The sequence below is a fragment of the Amnibacterium sp. genome (genome assembly GCF_051956055.1).
Classification (GTDB): Bacteria; Actinomycetota; Actinomycetes; order Actinomycetales; family Microbacteriaceae; genus Amnibacterium.
Genome location: NZ_JBQCGC010000009.1, coordinates 15,116 through 35,176 on the forward strand (window position 1 = coordinate 15,116; position 20,061 = coordinate 35,176).

Here is a 20,061-nt window from a genome sequence, read left to right on the forward strand (position 1 = left end):
CGAACCGCGCGGCGAGACGATGGAGGGTTCGGCAGTTGGTGGGAAGCGGGTCCGACCGGGGGAGACCGGATCGTGTGAACGTCGGCGCATCGGCAGATCCGCCGATGCGCTCCGGGCGATGGCGGACTGCAATGGTCCCCGGCGGGAACGAGTACCCGGCCACGGGGGAAGCACGATGGCGATCCGGGGAGCGAGGGCGCTGATCCGGGAGCGGTCCGGAGCCACGCTCGAGCGCCTCGGCTACCCCCGCATCGAGGAAGTGGAGGTGCCCTCCGATCCATGTATCGACCTATGGGACGGCGTCGTCGTCGACGGGCTGCAGAGCCCCGCCCGGACGCCCTCCGACGACGGGGTGGGCGCATGACGACCGCGGCCGCTGGCGCGTCCACGCTGATCCGCTGCCCGAACTGCGGGCGCACGAACCGCGTGCCCGTCGGGGCCAGTGGGCGCCCACGCTGCGGGAACTGCCACAAGCCGCTGCCGTGGATCGTCGACGCCCTTGATGACACCTTCGCCGAGATCGTCGACAAAGCGGACCCGCCGGTGATCGTCGACATGTGGGCGACGTGGTGCGCCCCCTGCCGGATGGTCAGCCCGGCGCTGGAGCAGCTGGCCACCGAGCGGGCAGGCGATGTGAAGCTCGTGAAGGTGGATGTCGACCGGGCGCCCGGGCTGTCCTCCCGATTCATGGTGCAGGCCGTGCCGACGCTGCTGATCACGCACCACGGCAAGGTCATCGCGCGTCGGGCGGGCGCGGTACCCGTCGCGGCGCTGCGTCACTGGTTCGACGAGGCGATGGTGCAGGACGCGAAGCACGAGAAGGCGCCCGGCAACGGCGCGCCCTCGAAGGGTGACCCATGATCGGCCGTCCCGATCCCCATCTGGCCTCCATCCGTCCTGTGGCTCCGCGCACCCCTGGCGCCTGCGAGGAATGCGTCGCGCTCGGCACGCCCTGGTTGCACCTCCGGCTGTGTCTGACGTGCGGGAAGGTCGGCTGCTGCGACTCCTCACCGATGAGACACGCACGAGCACACGCGCTGCATGCCGAGCATCCGATCGTCCGATCCCTCGAACCGGGGGAGAACTGGCGTTGGTGCTACTTCGACGAGAACTTCGCGTGATGGGCAGCCCCGACACGTGGTCGCCGCCGGCGGAAACGCCCGACACGCTCGGGGCGTACCCGCGGCTCACGCCGCCGCATCTGCAGACGCTGAGCGAGGTCGGGACGACCATGCCGGTTTCGGAGCGGCAGGTGCTCGCGTGGGCGGGTGTGCCGCTCGATTCGTTCCTCGTCGTGGCCGAGGGCCTGCTCAGCGTCGACCACGGCGTTTCCGATCCCGATCCGAGCGGCGAGGACTCCGCCCGCCGAGACGTGGGAGGTGCGGATACACGGGTCGAGATCCACGGCCCTGGCCGCTTCGTGGGCGACATCGGGCTGCTCGAGGGCGAGCCTTCCTTCGACACGATCACCGCGCTCGAGAGCGGCAAGGTGCTCGCGGTGCCGATCCCGGCGCTGCAGCGGATCGTGACCAGCGACCCACTGATCGGCGACGTCATCCTGCGCGCCTACCTCATCCGACGGTCGATGGCGATCGGGTTCGGTAGCGGCCTGCGCATCGTCGGATCCCGCTTCTCACCCGACACCCGCCGACTGCTCGACTTCACCGCTCGCAACCGCGTGCCGCACCGGCTGCTCGACCTGGACCGTGACCCTGCCGCCGAGACGATCCTGCGGCGGCTGGGGGTCGGTGTCGCCGACGTGCCGGTCGTCATCGTCGGCGGCTCGCGCATCCTGAGCAATCCGTCCATCGTCGAGGTCTCGGAGGCGCTGGGTCTTCGGCGAGCCCGACCTGGCACGTCCAGCGACGTGCTGGTCGTCGGCGCTGGGCCGGGCGGTCTCGCTGCCACGGTCTACGCCGCCTCCGACGGGCTGTCCGTTGTTCTCAGCGACGCGGTCGCCACCGGCGGCCAGGCCGCACGCTCGGCCCGGATCGAGAACTACCTCGGCTTCCCTTCCGGGATCTCGGGCGCCGAGCTCGCCGAGCGCGCCGAGGTCCAGGTCGCCAAGTTCGGCGGCACCCTCCTCGCGCCCGCCACCGCGCAGCAGCTCGTCGTCGACGGGGGTGCGCTCCGCGTCCGCTTCTCGGACGGGACGAGCCTCTTGCCGCGGTCGGTGGTGATCGCATCCGGGATGCAGTACAACCGCCTCGCCGTCGCGAACCTGGATCGTTTCGAGCACACGAGCGTCTACTACGCCGCGACGATCAGCGAGGCCCTCGAATGCGGCACCGACCCGGTCGTCGTGGTCGGCGGTGGGAACTCGGCGGGGCAGGCGGCCGTCTTCCTGGCCCAGACCGCCTCACGCGTGCACCTGATCGTGCGTGGGGACGACCTGGCAGCGAGCATGTCGCGGTACCTGATCGCCCAGGTGGAGGCCGGGCCGCGCATCAGCGTGCATCTGCGAACCGTGGTCGTGCGGGCGCACGGCTCGGATCGCCTCGAGTCGGTCACCGTCCAGCATCAGCCCTCCGGCACGCGCGAAGACCTGCCCGCCGCGTACCTCTTCGTCTTCATCGGGGCGACGCCCGCGACATCGTGGCTCGGGGCCGAGATCGAGCGCGACGAACGGGGTTACCTCGTCACCGGCTCCGGCGTGGCGTCCGACGACCCCCGAAGGCAGCCGTTCGAGACCTCCGTGCCCGGTGTCTTCGCCGTCGGTGACGCACGAAGCGGATCGGTGAAGCGCATGTCGGCGGCGGTCGGTGAAGGGGCGAGCGTCGTCAGGATGGTGCACGAGTACCTCGAGACCGGGGGCTGTCGGCGCTGACCCGCGCGGGCCGACCGCCTCGCGGCGGTGCGCTCGAATCGGGAGCCGACGGATCGGACACTATGGTCTGGTCCTACGGAGGCGGAGGAAGGCGGTCTCGTGACCGGTCGCGGAGCGCTGGTCGACGATCGGGGTGCTGTGCCGTTCGCGCGGAGCTGGGCCGGACCTCGGTCGATCGTCGGTGCTGCGTGCTGGCGTCGGCCGTGATGGACGCCGGTCCCGATCGCTCGCCCGTCGCCGTCCGCCGTGCTCGCGTGGGCGACGAGCGCGCGGGTCGATGGCCGGGCACCGGGGGCGATCGCTCCCGGAGCTCCGTCGATGAGCGCTTCGTGCGGTCGGCAGGTGGCGGAGCGGTGAGCACCGGGTCGGTGGTCGTCCCCGACGACTTCGCCTCCGCAGGGGTGCAGCGAGTCATGGCGCTCACGCTGCAGACCGCCGCGCTCATCCTGCTCGTGCTCAACCTGCCCGGCGCGATCGCGCAGGCGTCGTCGTTCCCGTGGTGGTGGACGGCGTCCGCGGCCGCGGCGGTCGTGGTCCCCGCGTTCGCGATCCTGCTGCTCGGGCTCCTGCGCCGGACGCGGCGTCTGCGAACGTGGTGCGGGGTCCAGTCGGTCGCGATGGTGCTCGCCGTGTTCGCGGCCCCGCTCGCACTCCAGGGCGCGGTGCTCCCGGCGGGAGCGGGGATGCCGTGGATCCAAGCGCTCGCGGTGATCGCGGGGGCCGCGGCAGCTGTGGCGTGGTCATGGCTCCCGGCCGTCTCGGCGAACATCGCGCTCCAGCTCGGCATCTTCCTGCTCGCTGCGGTCACCGTGCCGTCGGCTGCCCGTCAGGAGGCGCTCGGCAACGCGATCGTGAGCGTCTTCTTCGTCACGTTGTTCGCGGTGCTCGCGGCGGCGCTCAAGCGGGCGGGCTTCAGGCTCGATGACGCGACGAGGACCGCCGTCACCGAGGCGACCAAGGCTGCGGAGGCGGAGGCGCGGCGAACCGCGCGTCGCCGGATCGCCGCGCTGATCCACGACAGTGTGATCGTCGCGCTCTTCGCCTATGCCGACCCGCGGGTCGACCTCGACCTCGCGCGAGACGAGGCGCGACGAGCGCTGGAGGCCGTCGAGCAGCTCGACGTGTCGTCGGCCGGCGGTGATCGCGAGCCGACGGAGCTGGCGTGGGAGCTGCAGGCGATGACCACCCGCCTGGACCCGATGGCGGTCTTCGACTACACCACGACGGACGACGGCCGCATCCCGGCCGCAGCGTCCGCCGCCATCCTCGAGGCGAGCTCCGAAGCGCTGCGGAACAGCATCCGCCACGCCCCGGACGACCGGCCGGTCGCGCGCCAGGTCGACGTCGTCGCCAGCGCCTCGACCGCGACCGTCCTCATCCTCGACGACGGAGCCGGGTTCGACCTCGCCGCCGTTCCTTTGTCGCGGCTCGGGATCCGACACGGCATCATCGCGAGGATGACCGCAGCCGGCGGACGCGCGCGCGTCGTCGGGATCATCGGTCGCGGCACGCTGGTGGAACTCACCTGGAGCCGACCATGACCGGTCGTCGTGCGCCCGTCCCGCCGGACGTCGGCACCGAGCTCGGGCTCGTCGGCCGTGGAGCGTGGATCCTCGGTGGCTGCTACGCCGTCGTGTACTCGGTGGTGGTCCTCTTCTTCGTCGGCACGGCGGGCAGCTCGCCGGCGGGCCTGATCGACCTCGCCCTCGTGGTCGTCGCTGCCGCGCTGCTCGCGAGCCCCAGCCCGACACCGCTGCCCCGGTGGCGCACGATCGCGATCCTCGCCATCTCGATCTGGGCGGTGTGGACGATGACGTGGCACCTCCCGATCGATCGCCCACCGGGGCTCGATGCGTGGGAGCTCGGTGCGGTCAACTTCCTGCTGTTCGGTCTCGCGCTCCGAGCGAGGATCGTGTCCGCCTGGATCGGCTCCGCGCTCACCGGATGCACGGTCCTCGTGTGGAGCACCGTCGCGACCGGCTCGCCCGTGTTCGGCCTCGGCTTCGTCTACGGGCAGCCCGTCGCGCTGATCGCAGGGACGATCTTCGCCGTGGCGCTCCACCGCACCGCCGCTCGGATCAGCGAGACCCGCGCCGACGAGCAGGCTCGCGCAGCGCGCGAAGCGCACGACCGCTCCAGCGCGACCGCCGTCGACGCCGAGCTCGAGCAGGTGCGGGAGCAGGCGGTCCCCACACTTCAGGCCATCGCCCGGGGCGATGCGGTCGATCCGATCGCCGTCCGCCTGCTGGAGGCCGAGTTGCGCGACAGCATCCGCGGTCGCGCGCTCGTCCGGGAACCGTTGGTCTCGGTGGTCCGCGATCTGCGCGCCCGAGGCGTGGACGTCCTGCTCGTCGACGACACGGGGGAGGAGCCGCCGCCGCCGTGGCAGCTCGCGCAGCTCGTGTCCCGCGCGGCCGCGCGACTCGTCGAACCCCGCGGCGAGACCGCAGGCGTCATCCTCCGACTCGCATGGGACGACCGTCGCCCTGTGCTCGCGCTGTCCATCGACGGCAGCCGGGTCGACACCATCGCGCCGGTGGCGGAACCCGACCCCGTTCCGGGGCGGAGTCCGGTCTGAGCCTCGACGCGGGCGGCTCCCTCAGCGGCAGCGCGCCGGAATCAGCGCGGGTGGGCCTTTCCTTCGCTCGCGCGGGAGGAGGCGGCCAGGTCATCGTTCGCCGCGGCGAGGAGCTCTCGGGCTCGCCGAACGCGTCGCCCGGTCTCACCGTCTCCGTCGAGGACGGCGTCCAGCTCCTGCAGGGCATCGGCGAGGCGAGGGAGCTCGATCTGCTGCACGACCGCGGGCAGCGACGTGGTGAGCGCCCGGTCGAACGCCGTCCGGTCGTCCGCAGTGCGGAGACGCGGAGCGAGCCCTGCGAAGGCGAAGAGGATCTCGGCGCAGGTGTCCGCCTGCCGGGACTCCGCGGTGGCGACGATCGATGCGGCGAGGGCGGAGAGGACCTGTTCGACCGCGCCGTCCTTGTAGACGACGGGGGAGCTGTCGCGGCGGAGGGAGATCTCCGACCGGTCCCGTTCGCCGGCGATGAGCCAGCGGCCGGCGAGGTCTTCGAGGGAGCGGATGGCGGCGACCGCGGCGTTCGGGCTCTGCTTCGCGCTGGTGGCGTTGGTCCAGGCGATGTTGGAGAGCTCGTCGATGGCGTACCCCGTCTCGATCTGGACGTCCCGGATGTCGTCGAGCGCGAACGCTCGCCGCACATCGTCGTCCCAGCGGTCGGAGTCGGCGTCGACGCCGACGAGATGCACTGCGGGGTCCCCGTAGACGACGAACCGGCCGAGAGCGGCGTCGACGATCACCTCCGCGTCGTCGCCGATCCGCTTCGCGATCGCCGCGAGCGCATCGACACGGATCCTCGTCACGTAGCCGTTGTCGTCGAGCCGCACGATGCGCGAGCGGGTCGCCGGGTCCGTCCGCCGGTGGGCGCGCGTGCGGCCGAGCAGTTCGAGCTCGCGCTGCCGGGCTTCCAGCGCGAGGTCGTGGATGAATCGCACGACCGTCTGAGGTCGCATCTGGTCGACGGTGCCGTGGACGAGCAGCAGGAGCACGACCAGTCCCACCACGACGAGCACCAGGGTGACCACGGCGCCGTACACGGGGTTCGGGTGGGGGCGAGCGAGGCCGAGGACCACGAACGTGAACATCGTGATCGCGGTGAAGAACCCGAAGTAGATCTGGTTGGCACGACGGCGGAGGAACTGGTCGAACACGACCGCACTGAAGGAGCTCGCCGTCTGCTGTACCGCGACGACGAGCACGGAGAACGTGATCGACGTGACCGTCATCAGGCTCGTGGCGACCGTGGAGAGGAAGCTCTGCGCGTCCTTGCCGGGCACCACCACCTCGGCGACCTTGCGCCAGGGGACGCCTGGCGCAGCATGCGCGTCGGCGATCGACACGAGCACGGCGAGCACCGCCGCGCCGGCCATCATCAGCAGCGGCAGTCGGAGGAACTCGGCGACGAACCGCGAGAGCCGGCTCCTGGTCTTCGGCGCAGACGGTGGGTTCAGCGGATCGCCAGCCCAATCCCCGTCAGGGCCGTCCTGCGCACGTGTTCGCACCTTGGCCACGTTCGGAGGATCCCAGGCGCCGCTGGTAGACCGCCACGGAGCCGGATGACGTCGCGGCTCGTCGTCGCCGCGTCGGAGCGAGCCCGCTCAGCGCGTGCGGTGCAGGATCTCGAGCTGGTACGGAGCGACCACCGCGGGGGAGATGCGGAGGTCGAGCAGCAGGAACCGGCGCTCGGACTCCGGCTCCGCGACCCACGTCCGCAGCCGGTCGAGGTCGTCGAGCGTCCGGACCACCACGCCCTCCGCGCCGACCGCCCTGGCGAGCGCGGCGAAGTCCACCTCGGGGATGAGCATGGGCTCCGGTGCGAGCCCCAGCGCTCCGTACACGTTCGTCTCCGCGCCGTACTGCCCGTCGTTCCAGACGACCGCGAGCCCCCTGCCCGCTGCGGCGCGCACGGCGGACTCGAGGTCGGCGAGCGCCATCAGTCCGCCGCCGTCGCCGGTCGTGAGCACGACGGTCGACGCGGGGCGCGCCGTCACCGCACCGACGACGGAGGGGAAGCCCAGCCCGATGGCCTGATAGGCGGTGCCGACCATGAGCATCCGGTCGGGGGCGGCGACGGGCCAGTACATGTTCGCCCAGCCGATGAAGTGGCCGCCGTCGGAGACGACGACCCGGTCCTCCGGCAGCAGCTCACCGATCCGCACCGCCGCGGACCGCGGGTCGAGCCGACCGTCCGGCGCGGCGTGGTCGCCCGGGTCGCGCCTGAGCAGCGCGGCGCGGTCGATCGACTCGCGCCACCCGGAGGGCTGTGCGCCGAGGGCGGCGAGCTCCGCGATGAGCGCCTCCGCCACCAGCGCGGCGTCGCCGCGGATGAACCGGCCGACGTGCGGATGGGTCGCCGCCGGAGCGACGTCCACCTGCGTGACGGTCGTGCCGGGCGCGAAGAGCTCACCGAAGCGCGTCGTGAACTGGTTGAGGCTGGCGCCGAGCACGACGACCGCATCGGCGCGCTGCACCAGGTCCACGGCCCCCTCCGCACCCCACCCGCCGAGCACGCCGAGGTCGTACTCGGGGCGGGGGAACACGCCGCGCGCGAGCGCCGTCGAGCCGGTGACCGCGCCGATCGCGTCGGCGAGCCGGCCGAGGGCGTCGCCCGCCCCGGCGAGCCACGCCCCGCGACCGGCGAGCAGCAGCGGACGGGAGGCGCCCGCGAGATCCTGCGCCGTTCGGGCGATCGCCGCCCGGGCGAACGGTCCGTCGATCGGCAGGGGAGCCGGGACGCGCAGCGCCACCCCGGTCGACAGCTCGCCGCCCTCGGCGCGCGCGACGTCGTACGGGATGGCCAGCACGGTCGGCAGCTGATACGCGAGCGCGTGCTCGAGCGCGATCACCGTGGTCGCCGCGGCATCGGTACGGCCGACCGTGTACGTGCGCGCTCCGACCGCGGACGCGAGCGCGATCTGGTCCACATCCCACGCTCGAGGCCCGGAGGTGGGCTCGTCACCCACCACGAGCACCAGCGGCACGTGCGCCTGGACGGCCTCGGCGAGCGCGGTCAGCGCGTTGGTGAAGCCCGCTCCGTAGGTCGTCGTCGCCGCGGCCACACGACCGGAGGCGCGGAAGTGCGCGTCGGCGGCGACGACCGCGCCCGCCTCGTGCCGGACGGGCCAGTAGTGCGCGCCGGTGCGTCGCTCGAGCGCATCGAGGAACCAGGCGTTGCCGTTGCCCATCACCCCGAACACGTGCTCCACGTGTTGCGCGAGGGTGACGGCGACGATCTCGGAGACGGAGGGCACGCGGATCCTTCCTCGGTCGCGACGGCTCCGCGAATCCGATGCTTGCAGCGCACCGTCGATCTTGCCGGTCCCGCGCTCGGGCCGTCGCCGAGCCCGCCCATCACCGTTTCGAGCACGTCGAGCATCCGCCCCGTGCCCACGCGGCTCGATGCGCAGTGGTGACGACGCCCGGTACGCCGCGGGCGCCGCCTGGTCATACTGTCGGCGTGGACCCGTTTCGCGATCCATTGCTCGCGAACGCGTGCTGGATCTGCGTCGTGATCGGTGGTGCGCTGCTCGCGCTGGCGATCCACGACGCGCGCATGACCGACACCAGGGTGCTCCGGCGAGGCGCGATCGCCCTCATGGCCGTCGGGGTGGTGTTCGGCGTCGCAGACCTCTACTTCACGTCGCAGACGCTGCCGTCGGTGTGGTGACCGCCTCTGGCGGGAGCGTCGCGCGGCGGACGGGTGCCGCCGGGCCATCTGAGCGCGGGACACGGGCGATTTCCGACATCCCGGGCGTCCTCGCACGCCCGTCTCGTCGGATCGCGCCCGGACCGGGCGGGGCTCCCTCAGCTCACCTGAGCGGAGGAGGAGGATCTCGTGCACGCCGTGCCCGGTGGCGAAGGCGTGCGCTCTCGGGTGGAGCCGGCCACCCGGAGGGAGACCGACCCGCCGGGGATAGTGATGTCGCCCAGGAGGGCGGCTCCGGCCCGAAGCCGTGACGGGTCGCGAGGACGTACAGCATGGACACCTCCTCGTCGACCGTACGGAGGCATGTGGAGGTGCGGCGGCGGGTCAGACTTGCGGAGTGGAGGGTGCGGCCGGAAGAGGGATCCGAGCCGTGCTCTTCGATCTCGACGGCACGCTCTTCGACCATGAGGGCGCGGCGCACCGGGCCCTCGAGGCGTGGCTGCCGTCCGTCGGGATGACGGTGTCCGCGACGTCGATCACGGCCTGGCTCGCCGCGGAGGAGCGCCGGGTGGGGGAGTGGCGGTCGGGCCTGCTCACCTGGGACGAGCAACGGCGGGCGCGCTTGCGGGACGTGCTGCCGGAGGCGTCGACGTGGACGGCCGAGCGACTCGACGCGGTCTTCGCGGGCTACCTGGTCGAGTACGAAGCGGCATGGCGAGCGTTCCCGGACGTCGACGACGCGCTCCGCGCGCTCGCCGCACGGGATATCCGGCTCGGGATCCTGAGCAACGGCGCGGCGGCGCAGCAGCGCGCCAAGCTCACCGCCGTCGGTCTGGGCGACCGGTTCGAGTTCGTGCTCACCACCGAGGACCTGGGCACCTCTAAGCCCGATCCCGAGGCCTACCTGGCGGCATGTCGCAGCTTCGGACTGCGGCCGTCACAGGTGCTGCATGTGGGCGACCTGCCGGACCTCGACGTCGACGCGCCGCGCGGAGCGGGGCTGCGCGCGGTGCTCGTCGACCGCGATGGGCGGCATCGGGATCCGGAGGCGCTCCGCTCCCTCCGAGCGCTTCCCGGTCGGCTGGTCGCAACGGGGAACTGAGCCGCGCCGGGTGCGATCAGGACAGTACGGTCATGAAGAACGGCTCGCTGTTGAGTGGTCCGTTGCGCGCCAGGAGCTCGACCTGCTCGCCCGGGGTGGCGTCGACGGTGAGCGGGCGGTAGCCGAGCAGCCGTCTCGTCCCCGGGTACCGGATGCCCGCACCGATGCTCCGTGCTCCCGCCCGCACCTGGACGCGGAGCGGACGTGACCACCGGGCCGGGTGCTCGCGACCGTCCACGACGACGAACGGACGGGCGAAGGCGCGGAGGAACCACGAGCTCAACCAATAGGGACGCACGACGACGGAGACCGCTGCGGACTCGGAGGTCGCCCGGGCCGGGGCCGTCACGGCTGCGCCTCCGGGGTGAGCCGCGGCTCCTGGCCGGATCCCGTGAGGAAGAAGCCGAGGAACGTGACGCCCTCGCTGGTGGCGTCGAAGCGATCGATGCGGGTGTCGGCGGGCTCGTAGAACACGTCCCCGGTCGCGAGCAGCACCGGCTCGCCGCCGTCCACCTGGAACCACGCCGACCCGCGCTCGATCGAGCCGAAGACCGGCCCGTTGTGCCGGTGCGGGCCGCCGGCGACGTCCGGCTGCAGCGTGATGCGCCGCACCTCGACTGTCCCGGTCGGATGGGCAGGGATGTCCTGCTTGAGCAGGGTGACTCGGGCGACGGGCTCCATCACACGTCGATTCTCGCGCCCTCACGGCGCACCGCACCGGTCCTTTGACCGGAGCCCGCGCCGGTGCGACTCTGGCGTGGTGACCGAGGTGCGGGAGTCGGACGGGGCGGCTCCCGGCACCGCGGTCGAGCAGGCGGCTTTCGGCGGAGTACCTCGCAGCTGGGCGCTGGTCGTGGCCGGCGTGCTGGGGATCGTCGCCGGACTGGTGGCGGCGCTGCCGCTCGCGTTGACGATGCTCGGCGTGATCGGTGTCGTCTCGCTGCTGCAGGACGACTGGGACGCGACCTGGAACGACGGGGATCTCGCGTTCTCGGCGGTGGGCCTGCTCGCCCTCCTGGTGCTCTTCGCGGTGGCGTGGATCGGCGGCCGGGCGCTCGCGAAGCGTGCACGGCTCCCCGCACGGGTCGTCGCGCCTGCGACCGCCGGTGTTTCGCTGGTGGTCGCCTTCATCGTGACCGTGGGGTTCGGCTTCTTCGGGCGCTGATCCGCGCGGGCGACCCGGAGAGCGCTGCCCGCATCATGGGGCGATGCGATCGCACGAGCGCGGTGCCGCCCGTTCCCGGCGGCGACTGATCCTCGTCTGCGGCCTCGGCGGCACGGGGAAGACGACCCTCGCCGATCTGCTCTCCCGTGAGCTGAACGTCGCGTGCCTGCACAAGGACGACGTCAAGGCCTCACTGCACGACGCCGGGATCGAGACGCCCTTCTCGTTCCGGGTGTTCCAGTCGCTGGCCGAACGGCAGCTGGCGAACCGGGTCGACCTGATCATCGAGGCGACCATGCACGAGCCGGCGGACTGGGGCGTGCTCCGTCGCTGGCGGGACGAGTACGACCTCGACCTGATCTGCGTGATCTGCAGCGCCGACCGCGACGAGCGACTCCGGCGGATCCGGGAGCGCGAGCGGCACCCGGCCCATGCCGATGCCGACCGGCGACAGCTCACCGAACCCGACGCCGAGGTGGACTACACGCGGCTGCCCGGCCGGCACATCGAGGTCCGGACGGGCGAGTCTCCACTGGAGACGGCGCGCGGTGTCCTCGCTCGGCTGCGAACCGAGTAAGTCGAATACGTCTGCGAATCTCTGTCGGTGGGGTGTGGTGGAGTGTTCGTATGTCAGATCCCACTGATCCCGGCGGCGCCCCACCGCCCCTGAGTCCTCCGGATGATCCGTTCGCGTTGTTGGATGCGCGGGAGGAGTTGTTCACGCGTTCGTTGCAGCATGCGGATCGGATGGTGAACGCTGCGGCTGCGGTGCGGTTGCATCTGATGCTGGCGGGGATGGACGCGATGCTGTTGGAGGAGCAGGAGCAGACCGGGACGATGCCGCGTCCGGACGACCCGGTGGTGACCGGGTTCCTGCTGCATCAGGCCAACGAGCTGCGCGTCACCCGCTCCCAGGTCCAACGGCGGCTGGAGGCGGCGCGGATGCTGCGGGACCACCTCCCGAACACGTGGGCGGTGTTCCTGGGTGGGGCGGCGTCGGAGGACGCCGCGGTCGCGGCCGGGACGATCGCGATCGGCCTCCCCGCGACGCACTACGAGGTCTTCGACGCGAAGGCCGCGGAACTGGTCCAGACCGAGCGAGTCAGGGCGGTCGAGCGGGAACTGCACGAACTCCGCGACGAGTTGGAGCCGGAGACCACGACCGAGCGGCATACGGAGGCCACGAACCGGCGGTTCGTGCGGGCTCGTGCGACGCAGGACGGGCAGGCGGTGCTGGAGATCCACTCCACCGCGATCGATATCGCGGCCGTGTACGACCGGATCCGGAAGCACGCCGTGGCCGCGCACGGGCGGGACGGGGAGTGCCGCACGTTGGGGTGTCTGATGGTGGATTCCGCGGTCGATGCGCTGCTGACGGGGTGCATGCGGGGGCCGGCGGCCGGTGGGCCGTCGTACCCGTTCGAACGCCTCGGCGACACCGGCACGTCCGGGGAGACCGGGGACGGGGACCCTGCCAGGAAGCTGATCGACGCGACGATCCTGGTCACCATCCCCGCCGACACCGCCACGGGTGCCGCCGATGCGCCGGGGCGGGTGGCGGGGATGGGCAGCATCGACGCCGAGACCGCCCGGACCCTGATCGCGCACACGGCGACCTGGACCCGCGCGGTCATCGACCCGGTCGATGACGTGATCCTGCGATTCGACTCCCACGAGCGGTACATCCCCGCCGGGCTCAAGAAGCTCCTGCACCTGCGGCAGCCGACCTGCGGCTGCGGGTGCGGACTCCCCGCCCACCGGGCCGACATCGACCATGTGCAACGGTTCGAGCACGACGGGCGGACCCGGCACCAGAACCTGCAGGTCCTGTGCCGCAGGAGTCATCAGGCGAAGGATGCGGGGTTCGCCGACGTCCGCATCGGCGACGACGGCACCCCGTACTGGCGGAACAAGTGGGGCGGGGTGCAGACCATGAAGACCGCCATGCGCATCCGCACCATCGACGAAACGGAGCACACCCCCTTCTGACCGACCTTTCGGAGGGCCCCCACTGCACCACGGTGGCGACGCCTCGCGGCAGTGGGCCATGCTGACCTGCGATGGCAGCGCACCTGGTGATCCGCGGCGCCACCGACCAGGACGTCGACGTGCTCGCGCGCGCGTTGCTCGAGGCGGCGAACTGGAACGGTGAATCGCGCATGACGCTCGAGGAGACGCCCACGTCGCGCTACCTCACGGGCTGGCCGAGGACGGGCGACGTCGGCGTGGTCGCTGAGACGTCCGACGGTGTGTCGGTCGGTGCGGCCTGGTTCCGGTTCCTCCCCGCCGATGACGCCGGCTATGGCTACGTCGCCGACGACGTGCCGGAGCTCAGCATCGGCGTGCTCCCCGGGCACCGAGGAGAGGGCGCCGGCACCCGGCTGATGGAGGCCCTGATCGGGCGCGCACGTGGGCTCCGGCTCCGCGCGATCAGCCTGAGCGTCGAGGACGGGAACCGGGCACGGCAGCTGTACGACCGGCTGGGATTCCAGCGGGTCGGGCGCAACGGCGGCTCCGACACGCTGCTGCTCGAACTGACCCCCGGGCCGTAGCTCGCGACCTCACCTCCGGGCGACGGTGTACCGGACGGGCGCGGCGGGCAGGTCCCCGAGTGTTCCCCGGAACGGTTCCCCGTCGACGAGCGGCGGGTCCAGGTAGAGGCGCCGGACCTCGTGGCGGAGCACGTGATCGCCGGCCGGTGCGTCCGGGGAGGCGGGGCATGCGCACCACTGCAGCGGGTCGTCCCGGAGACGCTGTGCGTCGGCGGCGGTCGCAGGATCGTCGAGGAGCACGGTCCAGAACCGGTCGTCGGTGAGCCGCGCGAGGCGCGACCGCGCTGCGCTGTCGGCGCGCTCGAACACGGTCGCGGCCAGGTCCCGCAGCACGGCGTTCGCGATGACGTTGATCTCCGAGAGGTGCGCGCGCGCCTCGGCGGCGATCAGCTCGACGAGGTACTGCGCCGTCGTGGCGTCGGTGGCGACGGCTCCGCGTTCGAGCCGGAGCCTGCGCAGCGTCTCCGGCGGTGCCTGCACGGTCCGGCCGTGGCTGCGGCCGCTCCGCACGAACGAGTCGAGGTGATCGAGGCGCAGCACACCGGCGCGGTCGTGGAGCGCGGAGGGCCGTTCACCCCGATCGATCGCGATCACCTCGTCGGCGTCGATGCCACCGTCACGGAGGACGCCGGCGAGGTCCCGGATCGCCGCAGCGCCGAGGACGTGGTGGTCGAGCCCGGCCAGCCCCTCGAAGGTGTGGCTGAAGGGCAGATGCCCGATGTCGTGCAGCAGCGCCGCGACGCGAGCCGCCCGGTCCTCCGGCGTGAAGTGCGCCACGAGTGCGAGCAGACCGAGCGAATGCTCCAGCCGTGAGTAGCTCTGCGTGGTCGCGATCGAGGACGCCCCGGCATGGGAGATGAACGCCAGCCGGCGAACGGACGGGGCGCGCAGCAGCCGCTGCTCGAGCGGGGTGAGCGGCACCTCCACCCGCCACAGCGGGTCGGCGTACACCCCGGACGCCCCGAGCACGTCGGCGATCACCCGGCCCTCCGTCCCTCAGGCGCTGCGCGCGCCCTTCATGGTCGCGCACGAACGTCGAGGCCTTTCGCCCCTGACGGCCGAGCGCGCGACCGGCGCAGATGGATCCTGTGACCGGCATCCGCCCTCCGCGCACCGCGCCGGCGGTCACCCGGACGCTCACGGACGGCGAGCTCGAGCTGGTGACCGCGGCCCGTCTGCCCGTCGACGAGGTGCTGGCGCGGGTCGGTTCCCGGCCGACCGGGTTGACGACGGCGGAGTCGGTGCCGCGCCGGGAGGCGGCCGGCCCCAATCTCGTGCACGCCAGGCAGGTGCGCTGGTGGGTGGTCCTCGGCGGTCAGCTGCGCAACCCGCTCGTCGTGCTGCTGCTCATCTGCGCGGCCGTGGCCGGGCTCACCGGCGATCGGACCGACATGGTGATCATCGTCGTGATCGTCGCCCTGAGCGCGGGGCTCGGCTTCGTCAACGAGTACCGGGCGGAGCTCGCGGTCGCCGCACTGCACGCACGCATCACGCGGCGCGCCGTGGTGTGGCGGGACGGGCACCCGATCGCCCTCGACGTCACCGCGCTGGTGCCGGGCGACGTGGTCGACCTGCGGGTGGGGGATCTGGTGCCCGCCGACCTCCGGCTGCTCGCCGCGACCGCGCTCGAGTGCGACGAGGCGCTGCTCACCGGGGAGTCGGCGCCGGCCGAGAAGACGGCGGCGGCGGCGCCGGAGGCGAGCGGCCTCGACCTGCCGTGCTGCGCGCGGATGGGGACGATCGTCCACAGCGGCAGCGGGCGTGGGGTGGTCACCTCGATCGGTCGCGGCACCGCGTTCGGCGCGATCGCGGCGGGGCTCGCGGAGGAGGCGCCGCGGACGGCGTTCCAGGCCGGGCTCTCCGCGTTCTCCCGCTTCCTGGTCGCGGTCGCCGCGATCCTGACGCTGGGGATCTTCGCGATCAACACCGCGTTCGGGCGGCCGGTCATCGACGCGCTGCTGTTCTCCCTCGCCATCGCGGTCGGGATCACGCCCGAGATGATGCCGGCGATCGTGACCGTGAGCCTCTCGGCCGGTTCGCGGAAGCTCGCGGCGAAGAAGGTGCTCGTCAAGCGACTCGTCGCGATCGAGGACCTCGGCGACATCCGCACGCTCTTCACGGACAAGACGGGCACGTTGACCGAGGGGAGGACGACCTTCGCGGAGGCGGTCGATCCGGCGGGCGCGCCCGCGCCCGAGCTGCTGCGGTGGGGGCTGCTCTGCAACGAGGCGACGGGGGAGGCAGGCGGTCCCGTCGGCGGCAACGACCTCGACCAGGCGCTGTGGCGCGCGCCGGCGGCGGCGTCGCTCACGAACGCTGCGGACGGCGTCGGCGCCTACCGCCGTCTGGCCGCCCTGCCGTTCGATCACGAGCGGCAGCTCGCGAGCGTCGCGGTCGTCGCGCCGGACGGTGGGCGGCTGCTCATCACGAAGGGGGCGCCGGAGGCGGTGCTGGCCCGCAGCGGGGCGAGCGCGGCGGACGGCCGCGAGACGCTCGAGCGCCTGTTCTCGGCCGGCGCCCGCGTCGTCGCGATCGCCTCCAGGCCGCTGCCGGATCCGGTCAGCGCGCTCTCGGCCGCGGACGAGGCAGGGCTCCGCCTGCTCGGGTTCCTGACCTTCGTCGACCGGCCCAAGGCGGACGCCGGCGACGCGATCCGGCGCCTCACGGGTCTCGACGTCCAGGTCAAGCTCGTGACCGGCGACAACGGCACGGTCGCCGCAGCCGTCTGCGGGACGCTCGGCGTGCCCGTGACGGGGCTGCTCACCGGGGCGGAGCTCGATGAGCTCGACGACGGAGAGCTGGCCCGGCGGATCCCGGACACGACCGTCTTCGCCCGCGTCACGCCCGATCAGAAGGCCCGCATCGTCAAGGTCGCCCGCGGGCACGGGGGCGTGGTCGCCTTCCTGGGCGACGGGGTGAACGACGCCGTCGCCCTGCATCACGCGGACGTCGGCATCTCCGTGGACAGCGCCACCGACGTGGCCAAGGACGCGGCCGACGTCGTGCTGCTCGAGAAGGACCTCGACGTGCTGGCCGACGGCGTCGCGGAGGGGCGCCGCATCTTCGCCAACACGATGAAGTTCGTCTTCATGGCGACGTCGTCGAACTTCGGCAACATGTTCAGCGCCGCCGGCGCCTCCCTGTTCCTCCCGTTCCTGCCGATGCTGCCCTCGCAGATCCTGCTGAACAACCTGCTCTACAACGCGGGCCAGCTCGCGATCCCGACCGACCGCACCGACCCGGAGGTGATCGCGAGGCCCGCGGCCTGGGACATCCGCTTCATCCGCCGCTTCATGGTCATCTTCGGGCCGATCAGCTCGATCTTCGACTTCGCGACCTTCGGCGTCATGCTGCTGCTGCTCCATGCCGGGCCCGCCGAGTTCCGCACGGGCTGGTTCATCGAGTCGCTCGCGACGCAGACGCTCGTCATCTACGTCATCCGCACGCGTCGGGTGCCGTTCTTCCGCAGCCGGCCGAGCATCCCGGTGCTCGTCGTCCCCCTGCTCACGGCCGCCATCGGGGTGGCCCTGCCGTTCACGCCGCTCGCCCCGCTGCTCGGCTTCTCCCTCGTCCCGGCGCCGTACTTCCTCGCGCTGCTGGCGATGATCGGGTCCTACCTGGTGCTCGCCGAGCTCGCGAAGCGCTGGTTCTACGCGGCGGACCAGGCGCCGAGGCAGGCACCGCCCCGCTCGCCGCTCCAGCGGTGGGAGCGCCGGGTGCAGCGGCGCGCCGCCGTCTTCGTCCGCCACGGCCGGCCGGCGTCCGTGCGGGCGCCGGCCGGCTGAGGGCGGGATCAGCGGCCGGGCAGCTGCTCGAGCGGCTTCGAGCGGGCGGCGAGCAGGTCGGCGTACGTGCCGTTGCGTCCGGCCCTGCGGAGGTACTGGGCGGCCTCGACGACGATCTCCGCCGGTGTCGGGTCCTGCTGCAGGAGGCCGAGCACCTCGTCCAGGAAGCCGTCCATGGGCAGCGCGTTCGGGTTGAGGCGCTGCTGGCCCGCGTTCGCCACCGCGGGCGGGATCAGCTCCGTCACACCGACCCCGGTGCCCGCGAGGTGCGCGCGGAGGGACTCGGTGTAGGAGTGCACCCCCGCTTTCGTCGCGCCGTAGGTCGCCATCAGCGGGAAGGGCACGAACCCGATGCCGGAGGTGACGGTGAGGATGTCGCCCGAGCCGCGCCCGATCAGGTGCGGGGTGAACGCGTCGATCACCCGGATCGTGCCGAGCAGGTTCACGGCGACCGTCGTCTCGGCCTGCTCCCCGTGGGCGGGGTCCCGCAGGTCCTCGAGCAGCATGACCCCGGACATGGTGACCACGAGGTCGAGGTCGGGGTGCTTCGCGAGGACCTCGTCCCGCGCCGCGAGGACGGATCCGGCGTCCGTCACGTCGATCCGGACCGTCTCGAGGTCCTCGACGCGGTCGGTGCTCCTGCCGCCGACCACGACGGTGCTGCCCGCGGCGGCGAAGCGCCGGGCGAGCGCGAGCCCGATGCCGGCGGTCCCGCCGACCATGAGCACGGTGCGTCCGCTGATGTCCATGAGTGCTGCTCCTGTCTGTCCGTCCGGCCGGCGGCCGGACGGCTCGATCGTCGGACGCCGGGGCCTAGCCGGGGAGGACCCCCGTGAGACGTGGAGTGACAGGGCACCCGTCGCCGCCCGCGCGGCGGCTACGGTGCGGGTCGTGGACGAGGAGAACCGGCTCGGTGCGTACCTGGCGGCTCGCCGCGCGCTGGTCACCCCGGAGCAGGCCGGGCTGCCGGGCGGCGGCAACCGACGCGTGGCCGGGTTGCGCCGCGAGGAGGTCGCGCTCCTCGCCGGTATCAGCGCCGACTACTACTTCCGGCTCGAACGCGGGCGGGACCGCAACCCGTCCGCCCAGGTGCTCGAGGCGCTCGCGCGCGTCCTGCAGCTCGACGACGTCGAGACGGAGTACCTGCTCGGGCTCGGCGGCCCGACCCCGCTCCTCCGGCGCGCCAGGAGGCCCGGGCGGGTGCCCGCGAGGCTGCACGACCTGCTCGCCGCGATCGGGGTGCCCGCGTTCCTCGAGAACCGCACCTTCGACGTGGTCGCCGCGAACGACCTCGCCCTGGCCCTCAGCCCGCGGCTCGCGCCCGGCGAGAACCGTCTGCGGTCCCTCCTGCTCGACCCGGAGGAGCGCGCGTTCCACCAGGACTGGGAGCGGGCCGTCGAGGGGTTCGTCGCCGCCTTCCGCCGATCGCTCGGCGACGCCGAGGACGACCCGCGCGCGATCGAGCTCGTGGGCGAGCTCTCCCTCGCCAGCGCCCGGTTCCGCTCGCTCTGGGCGAGGCACGACGTGCGTCGGCTCGAGGGCGGCACCGCGTCGCTCGACCATCCGGTCGTCGGTCCGCTCCGGCTGCACCGCGACAAGCTGCCGGTCGGCGACCTCATCCTCGTCGTCTACTACCCGGAGGCGCGCAGCGAGAGCGCCGAGCGACTCGAGCTGCTCGCGCTGCTCGCGCGCACGCCATCCTGAGCGGACCGCTCAGGAGGCGGTGAACGCGCGGCGGTAGGCGCCGGGGGTCGTGCCGACGACCCGGGTGAAGTGGCTGCGGAGGTTGTGCGCGGTGCCGAGCCCGACCTGCGCCGCGATCTGCTCGAGCCCGAGGTCGGTCGCCTCGAGCAGCTCGCGGGCTCGATCGAGCCGCGCCCGGAGGAGCCACTGCAGCGGCGGGTGACCGGTGTCCTCGACGAACCGGCGCGCGAAGGTGCGGGAGGAGACGCCCGCGTGCGCGGCGAGCTCGCGGACCGTGAGCGGATCGGCGAGCCGACGCAGCGCCCACTCGCGGGTCCGGTCGTACGTCCGGCCGGTGCGCTCGGGGAGCGCGTGGGGCAGGTACTGCGCCTGCCCGCCCGAGCGGTATGGCGCGGCGACGATCCTGCGCGCGACGTCGGCCGCGACGCGCACGCCGTGGTCGCGGCGGATGAGGTGCAGGCAGAGGTCGATGCCGGCCGCGACGCCCGCCGAGGTGAGCACCTGGCCCTCGTCGACGAAGAGCACGTCCGGGTCGACCCGGACGGCCGGGTACTGCGCGGCGAGATCCGCGGCCTGCTCCCAGTGGGTGGTCGCCCGATGCCCGTCGAGCAGGCCCGCCGCCGCGAGCGCGAAGGCCCCCGTGCAGACCGACGCGATCCGCGTGCCGCGGGCCGCCGCCTCCCGCAGCGCCTCGAGCACCGCAGG

General features: G+C 72.7%; 21 protein-coding genes. 14 read left to right on the forward strand and 7 right to left on the reverse strand.

Features of this window, described 5'->3' with window-relative positions; genetic code table 11:
• Positions 1 to 175 precede the first annotated feature (175 nt).
• The 6 genes from ACTHLI_RS01205 to ACTHLI_RS01230 all read left to right on the forward strand — a co-directional run bounded on the left by ACTHLI_RS01205 (position 176) and on the right by ACTHLI_RS01230 (position 5,405).
• Positions 176 to 364, forward strand: coding sequence for a hypothetical protein (locus tag ACTHLI_RS01205; RefSeq protein ID WP_440180913.1), 189 nt, complete (start codon positions 176 to 178; stop codon positions 362 to 364).
• Complete coding sequence (trxA, locus tag ACTHLI_RS01210; protein WP_440180915.1) at positions 361 to 861, forward strand: thioredoxin; 501 nt, start codon at positions 361 to 363, stop codon at positions 859 to 861. The genes ACTHLI_RS01205 and trxA overlap by 4 nt, the downstream gene beginning before the upstream one ends.
• Positions 858 to 1,121 carry a UBP-type zinc finger domain-containing protein gene (locus ACTHLI_RS01215; protein ID WP_440180917.1) on the forward strand — a complete coding sequence of 88 codons (264 nt, stop codon included), beginning with the start codon at positions 858 to 860 and terminating at the stop codon, positions 1,119 to 1,121. The genes trxA and ACTHLI_RS01215 overlap by 4 nt, the downstream gene beginning before the upstream one ends.
• Positions 1,121 to 2,827 (forward strand): FAD-dependent oxidoreductase, encoded by a 1,707-nt coding sequence (locus ACTHLI_RS01220; protein WP_440180919.1) that lies wholly within the window; start codon positions 1,121 to 1,123, stop codon positions 2,825 to 2,827. Before ACTHLI_RS01215 ends, ACTHLI_RS01220 begins: the two co-directional genes overlap by 1 nt.
• Before the next feature lie 353 nt (positions 2,828 to 3,180).
• Positions 3,181 to 4,368 (forward strand): hypothetical protein, encoded by a 1,188-nt coding sequence (locus ACTHLI_RS01225; RefSeq protein ID WP_440180920.1) that lies wholly within the window; start codon positions 3,181 to 3,183, stop codon positions 4,366 to 4,368.
• Positions 4,365 to 5,405, forward strand: a complete 1,041-nt coding sequence (locus ACTHLI_RS01230) for a hypothetical protein (protein ID WP_440180922.1) — start codon at positions 4,365 to 4,367, stop codon at positions 5,403 to 5,405. Before ACTHLI_RS01225 ends, ACTHLI_RS01230 begins: the two co-directional genes overlap by 4 nt.
• Before the next feature lie 41 nt (positions 5,406 to 5,446).
• On the opposite strand, the gene ACTHLI_RS01235 is transcribed toward ACTHLI_RS01230, so the two are convergent.
• Together ACTHLI_RS01235 and ACTHLI_RS01240 are read right to left on the reverse strand one after the other, a co-directional pair.
• Positions 5,447 to 6,913, reverse strand: a complete 1,467-nt coding sequence (locus ACTHLI_RS01235) for a DUF2254 family protein (RefSeq protein WP_440180923.1) — start codon at positions 6,911 to 6,913, stop codon at positions 5,447 to 5,449.
• Positions 6,914 to 7,000: 87 nt separating this feature from the next.
• Positions 7,001 to 8,653 (reverse strand): thiamine pyrophosphate-binding protein, encoded by a 1,653-nt coding sequence (locus ACTHLI_RS01240; RefSeq protein WP_440180925.1) that lies wholly within the window; start codon positions 8,651 to 8,653, stop codon positions 7,001 to 7,003.
• 206 nt (positions 8,654 to 8,859) lie between these two features.
• Between ACTHLI_RS01240 and ACTHLI_RS01245 the strand changes: the two genes are divergently transcribed.
• Both ACTHLI_RS01245 and ACTHLI_RS01250 read left to right on the forward strand, forming a co-directional pair.
• The gene (locus ACTHLI_RS01245; protein ID WP_440180927.1) at positions 8,860 to 9,069 is read left to right on the forward strand and encodes a hypothetical protein; all 210 of its coding nucleotides are present in this window, start codon (positions 8,860 to 8,862) and stop codon (positions 9,067 to 9,069) included.
• A gap of 409 nt (positions 9,070 to 9,478) precedes the next feature.
• On the forward strand, positions 9,479 to 10,150 hold the full coding sequence (locus tag ACTHLI_RS01250; RefSeq protein ID WP_440180928.1) for an HAD family hydrolase: 672 nt from the start codon (positions 9,479 to 9,481) through the stop codon (positions 10,148 to 10,150).
• A gap of 16 nt (positions 10,151 to 10,166) precedes the next feature.
• Here the strand turns inward: ACTHLI_RS01250 and ACTHLI_RS01255 are convergent, their stop codons facing one another.
• Together ACTHLI_RS01255 and ACTHLI_RS01260 are read right to left on the reverse strand one after the other, a co-directional pair.
• Entirely contained in the window at positions 10,167 to 10,499 is a 333-nt protein-coding gene (locus tag ACTHLI_RS01255; RefSeq protein WP_440180930.1) for a hypothetical protein, read from the reverse strand.
• The gene (locus ACTHLI_RS01260) at positions 10,496 to 10,831 is read right to left on the reverse strand and encodes a cupin domain-containing protein (RefSeq protein ID WP_440180946.1); all 336 of its coding nucleotides are present in this window, start codon (positions 10,829 to 10,831) and stop codon (positions 10,496 to 10,498) included. The genes ACTHLI_RS01255 and ACTHLI_RS01260 overlap by 4 nt, the downstream gene beginning before the upstream one ends.
• Before the next feature lie 79 nt (positions 10,832 to 10,910).
• Between ACTHLI_RS01260 and ACTHLI_RS01265 the strand changes: the two genes are divergently transcribed.
• The 4 genes from ACTHLI_RS01265 to ACTHLI_RS01280 all read left to right on the forward strand — a co-directional run bounded on the left by ACTHLI_RS01265 (position 10,911) and on the right by ACTHLI_RS01280 (position 13,867).
• Positions 10,911 to 11,315: a hypothetical protein gene (locus ACTHLI_RS01265; RefSeq protein ID WP_440180932.1), complete on the forward strand. Its 405-nt coding sequence runs from the start codon at positions 10,911 to 10,913 to the stop codon at positions 11,313 to 11,315.
• Between the two features lie 43 nt (positions 11,316 to 11,358).
• Complete coding sequence (locus ACTHLI_RS01270) at positions 11,359 to 11,892, forward strand: AAA family ATPase (protein ID WP_440180934.1); 534 nt, start codon at positions 11,359 to 11,361, stop codon at positions 11,890 to 11,892.
• A gap of 170 nt (positions 11,893 to 12,062) precedes the next feature.
• The gene (locus ACTHLI_RS01275) at positions 12,063 to 13,304 is read left to right on the forward strand and encodes an HNH endonuclease (RefSeq protein ID WP_440180935.1); all 1,242 of its coding nucleotides are present in this window, start codon (positions 12,063 to 12,065) and stop codon (positions 13,302 to 13,304) included.
• A gap of 71 nt (positions 13,305 to 13,375) precedes the next feature.
• Positions 13,376 to 13,867, forward strand: coding sequence for an N-acetyltransferase family protein (locus tag ACTHLI_RS01280; RefSeq protein WP_440180937.1), 492 nt, complete (start codon positions 13,376 to 13,378; stop codon positions 13,865 to 13,867).
• Positions 13,868 to 13,876: 9 nt separating this feature from the next.
• Here the strand turns inward: ACTHLI_RS01280 and ACTHLI_RS01285 are convergent, their stop codons facing one another.
• Positions 13,877 to 14,848: an HD domain-containing protein gene (locus ACTHLI_RS01285; protein ID WP_440180939.1), complete on the reverse strand. Its 972-nt coding sequence runs from the start codon at positions 14,846 to 14,848 to the stop codon at positions 13,877 to 13,879.
• Positions 14,849 to 14,955: 107 nt separating this feature from the next.
• Between ACTHLI_RS01285 and mgtA the strand changes: the two genes are divergently transcribed.
• Positions 14,956 to 17,652, forward strand: coding sequence for a magnesium-translocating P-type ATPase (gene mgtA, locus ACTHLI_RS01290; protein ID WP_440180940.1), 2,697 nt, complete (start codon positions 14,956 to 14,958; stop codon positions 17,650 to 17,652).
• A gap of 8 nt (positions 17,653 to 17,660) precedes the next feature.
• Here the strand turns inward: mgtA and ACTHLI_RS01295 are convergent, their stop codons facing one another.
• On the reverse strand, positions 17,661 to 18,401 hold the full coding sequence (locus tag ACTHLI_RS01295) for an SDR family oxidoreductase (RefSeq protein WP_440180942.1): 741 nt from the start codon (positions 18,399 to 18,401) through the stop codon (positions 17,661 to 17,663).
• A gap of 142 nt (positions 18,402 to 18,543) precedes the next feature.
• Here ACTHLI_RS01295 and ACTHLI_RS01300 point away from each other — a divergent pair, with 142 nt between their 5' ends.
• Positions 18,544 to 19,356, forward strand: coding sequence for a helix-turn-helix domain-containing protein (locus ACTHLI_RS01300; RefSeq protein ID WP_440180943.1), 813 nt, complete (start codon positions 18,544 to 18,546; stop codon positions 19,354 to 19,356).
• Positions 19,357 to 19,365: 9 nt separating this feature from the next.
• Here the strand turns inward: ACTHLI_RS01300 and ACTHLI_RS01305 are convergent.
• The coding region (locus ACTHLI_RS01305; protein ID WP_440180944.1) for a helix-turn-helix domain-containing protein at positions 19,366 to 20,061 on the reverse strand (696 nt) is incomplete at its 5' end.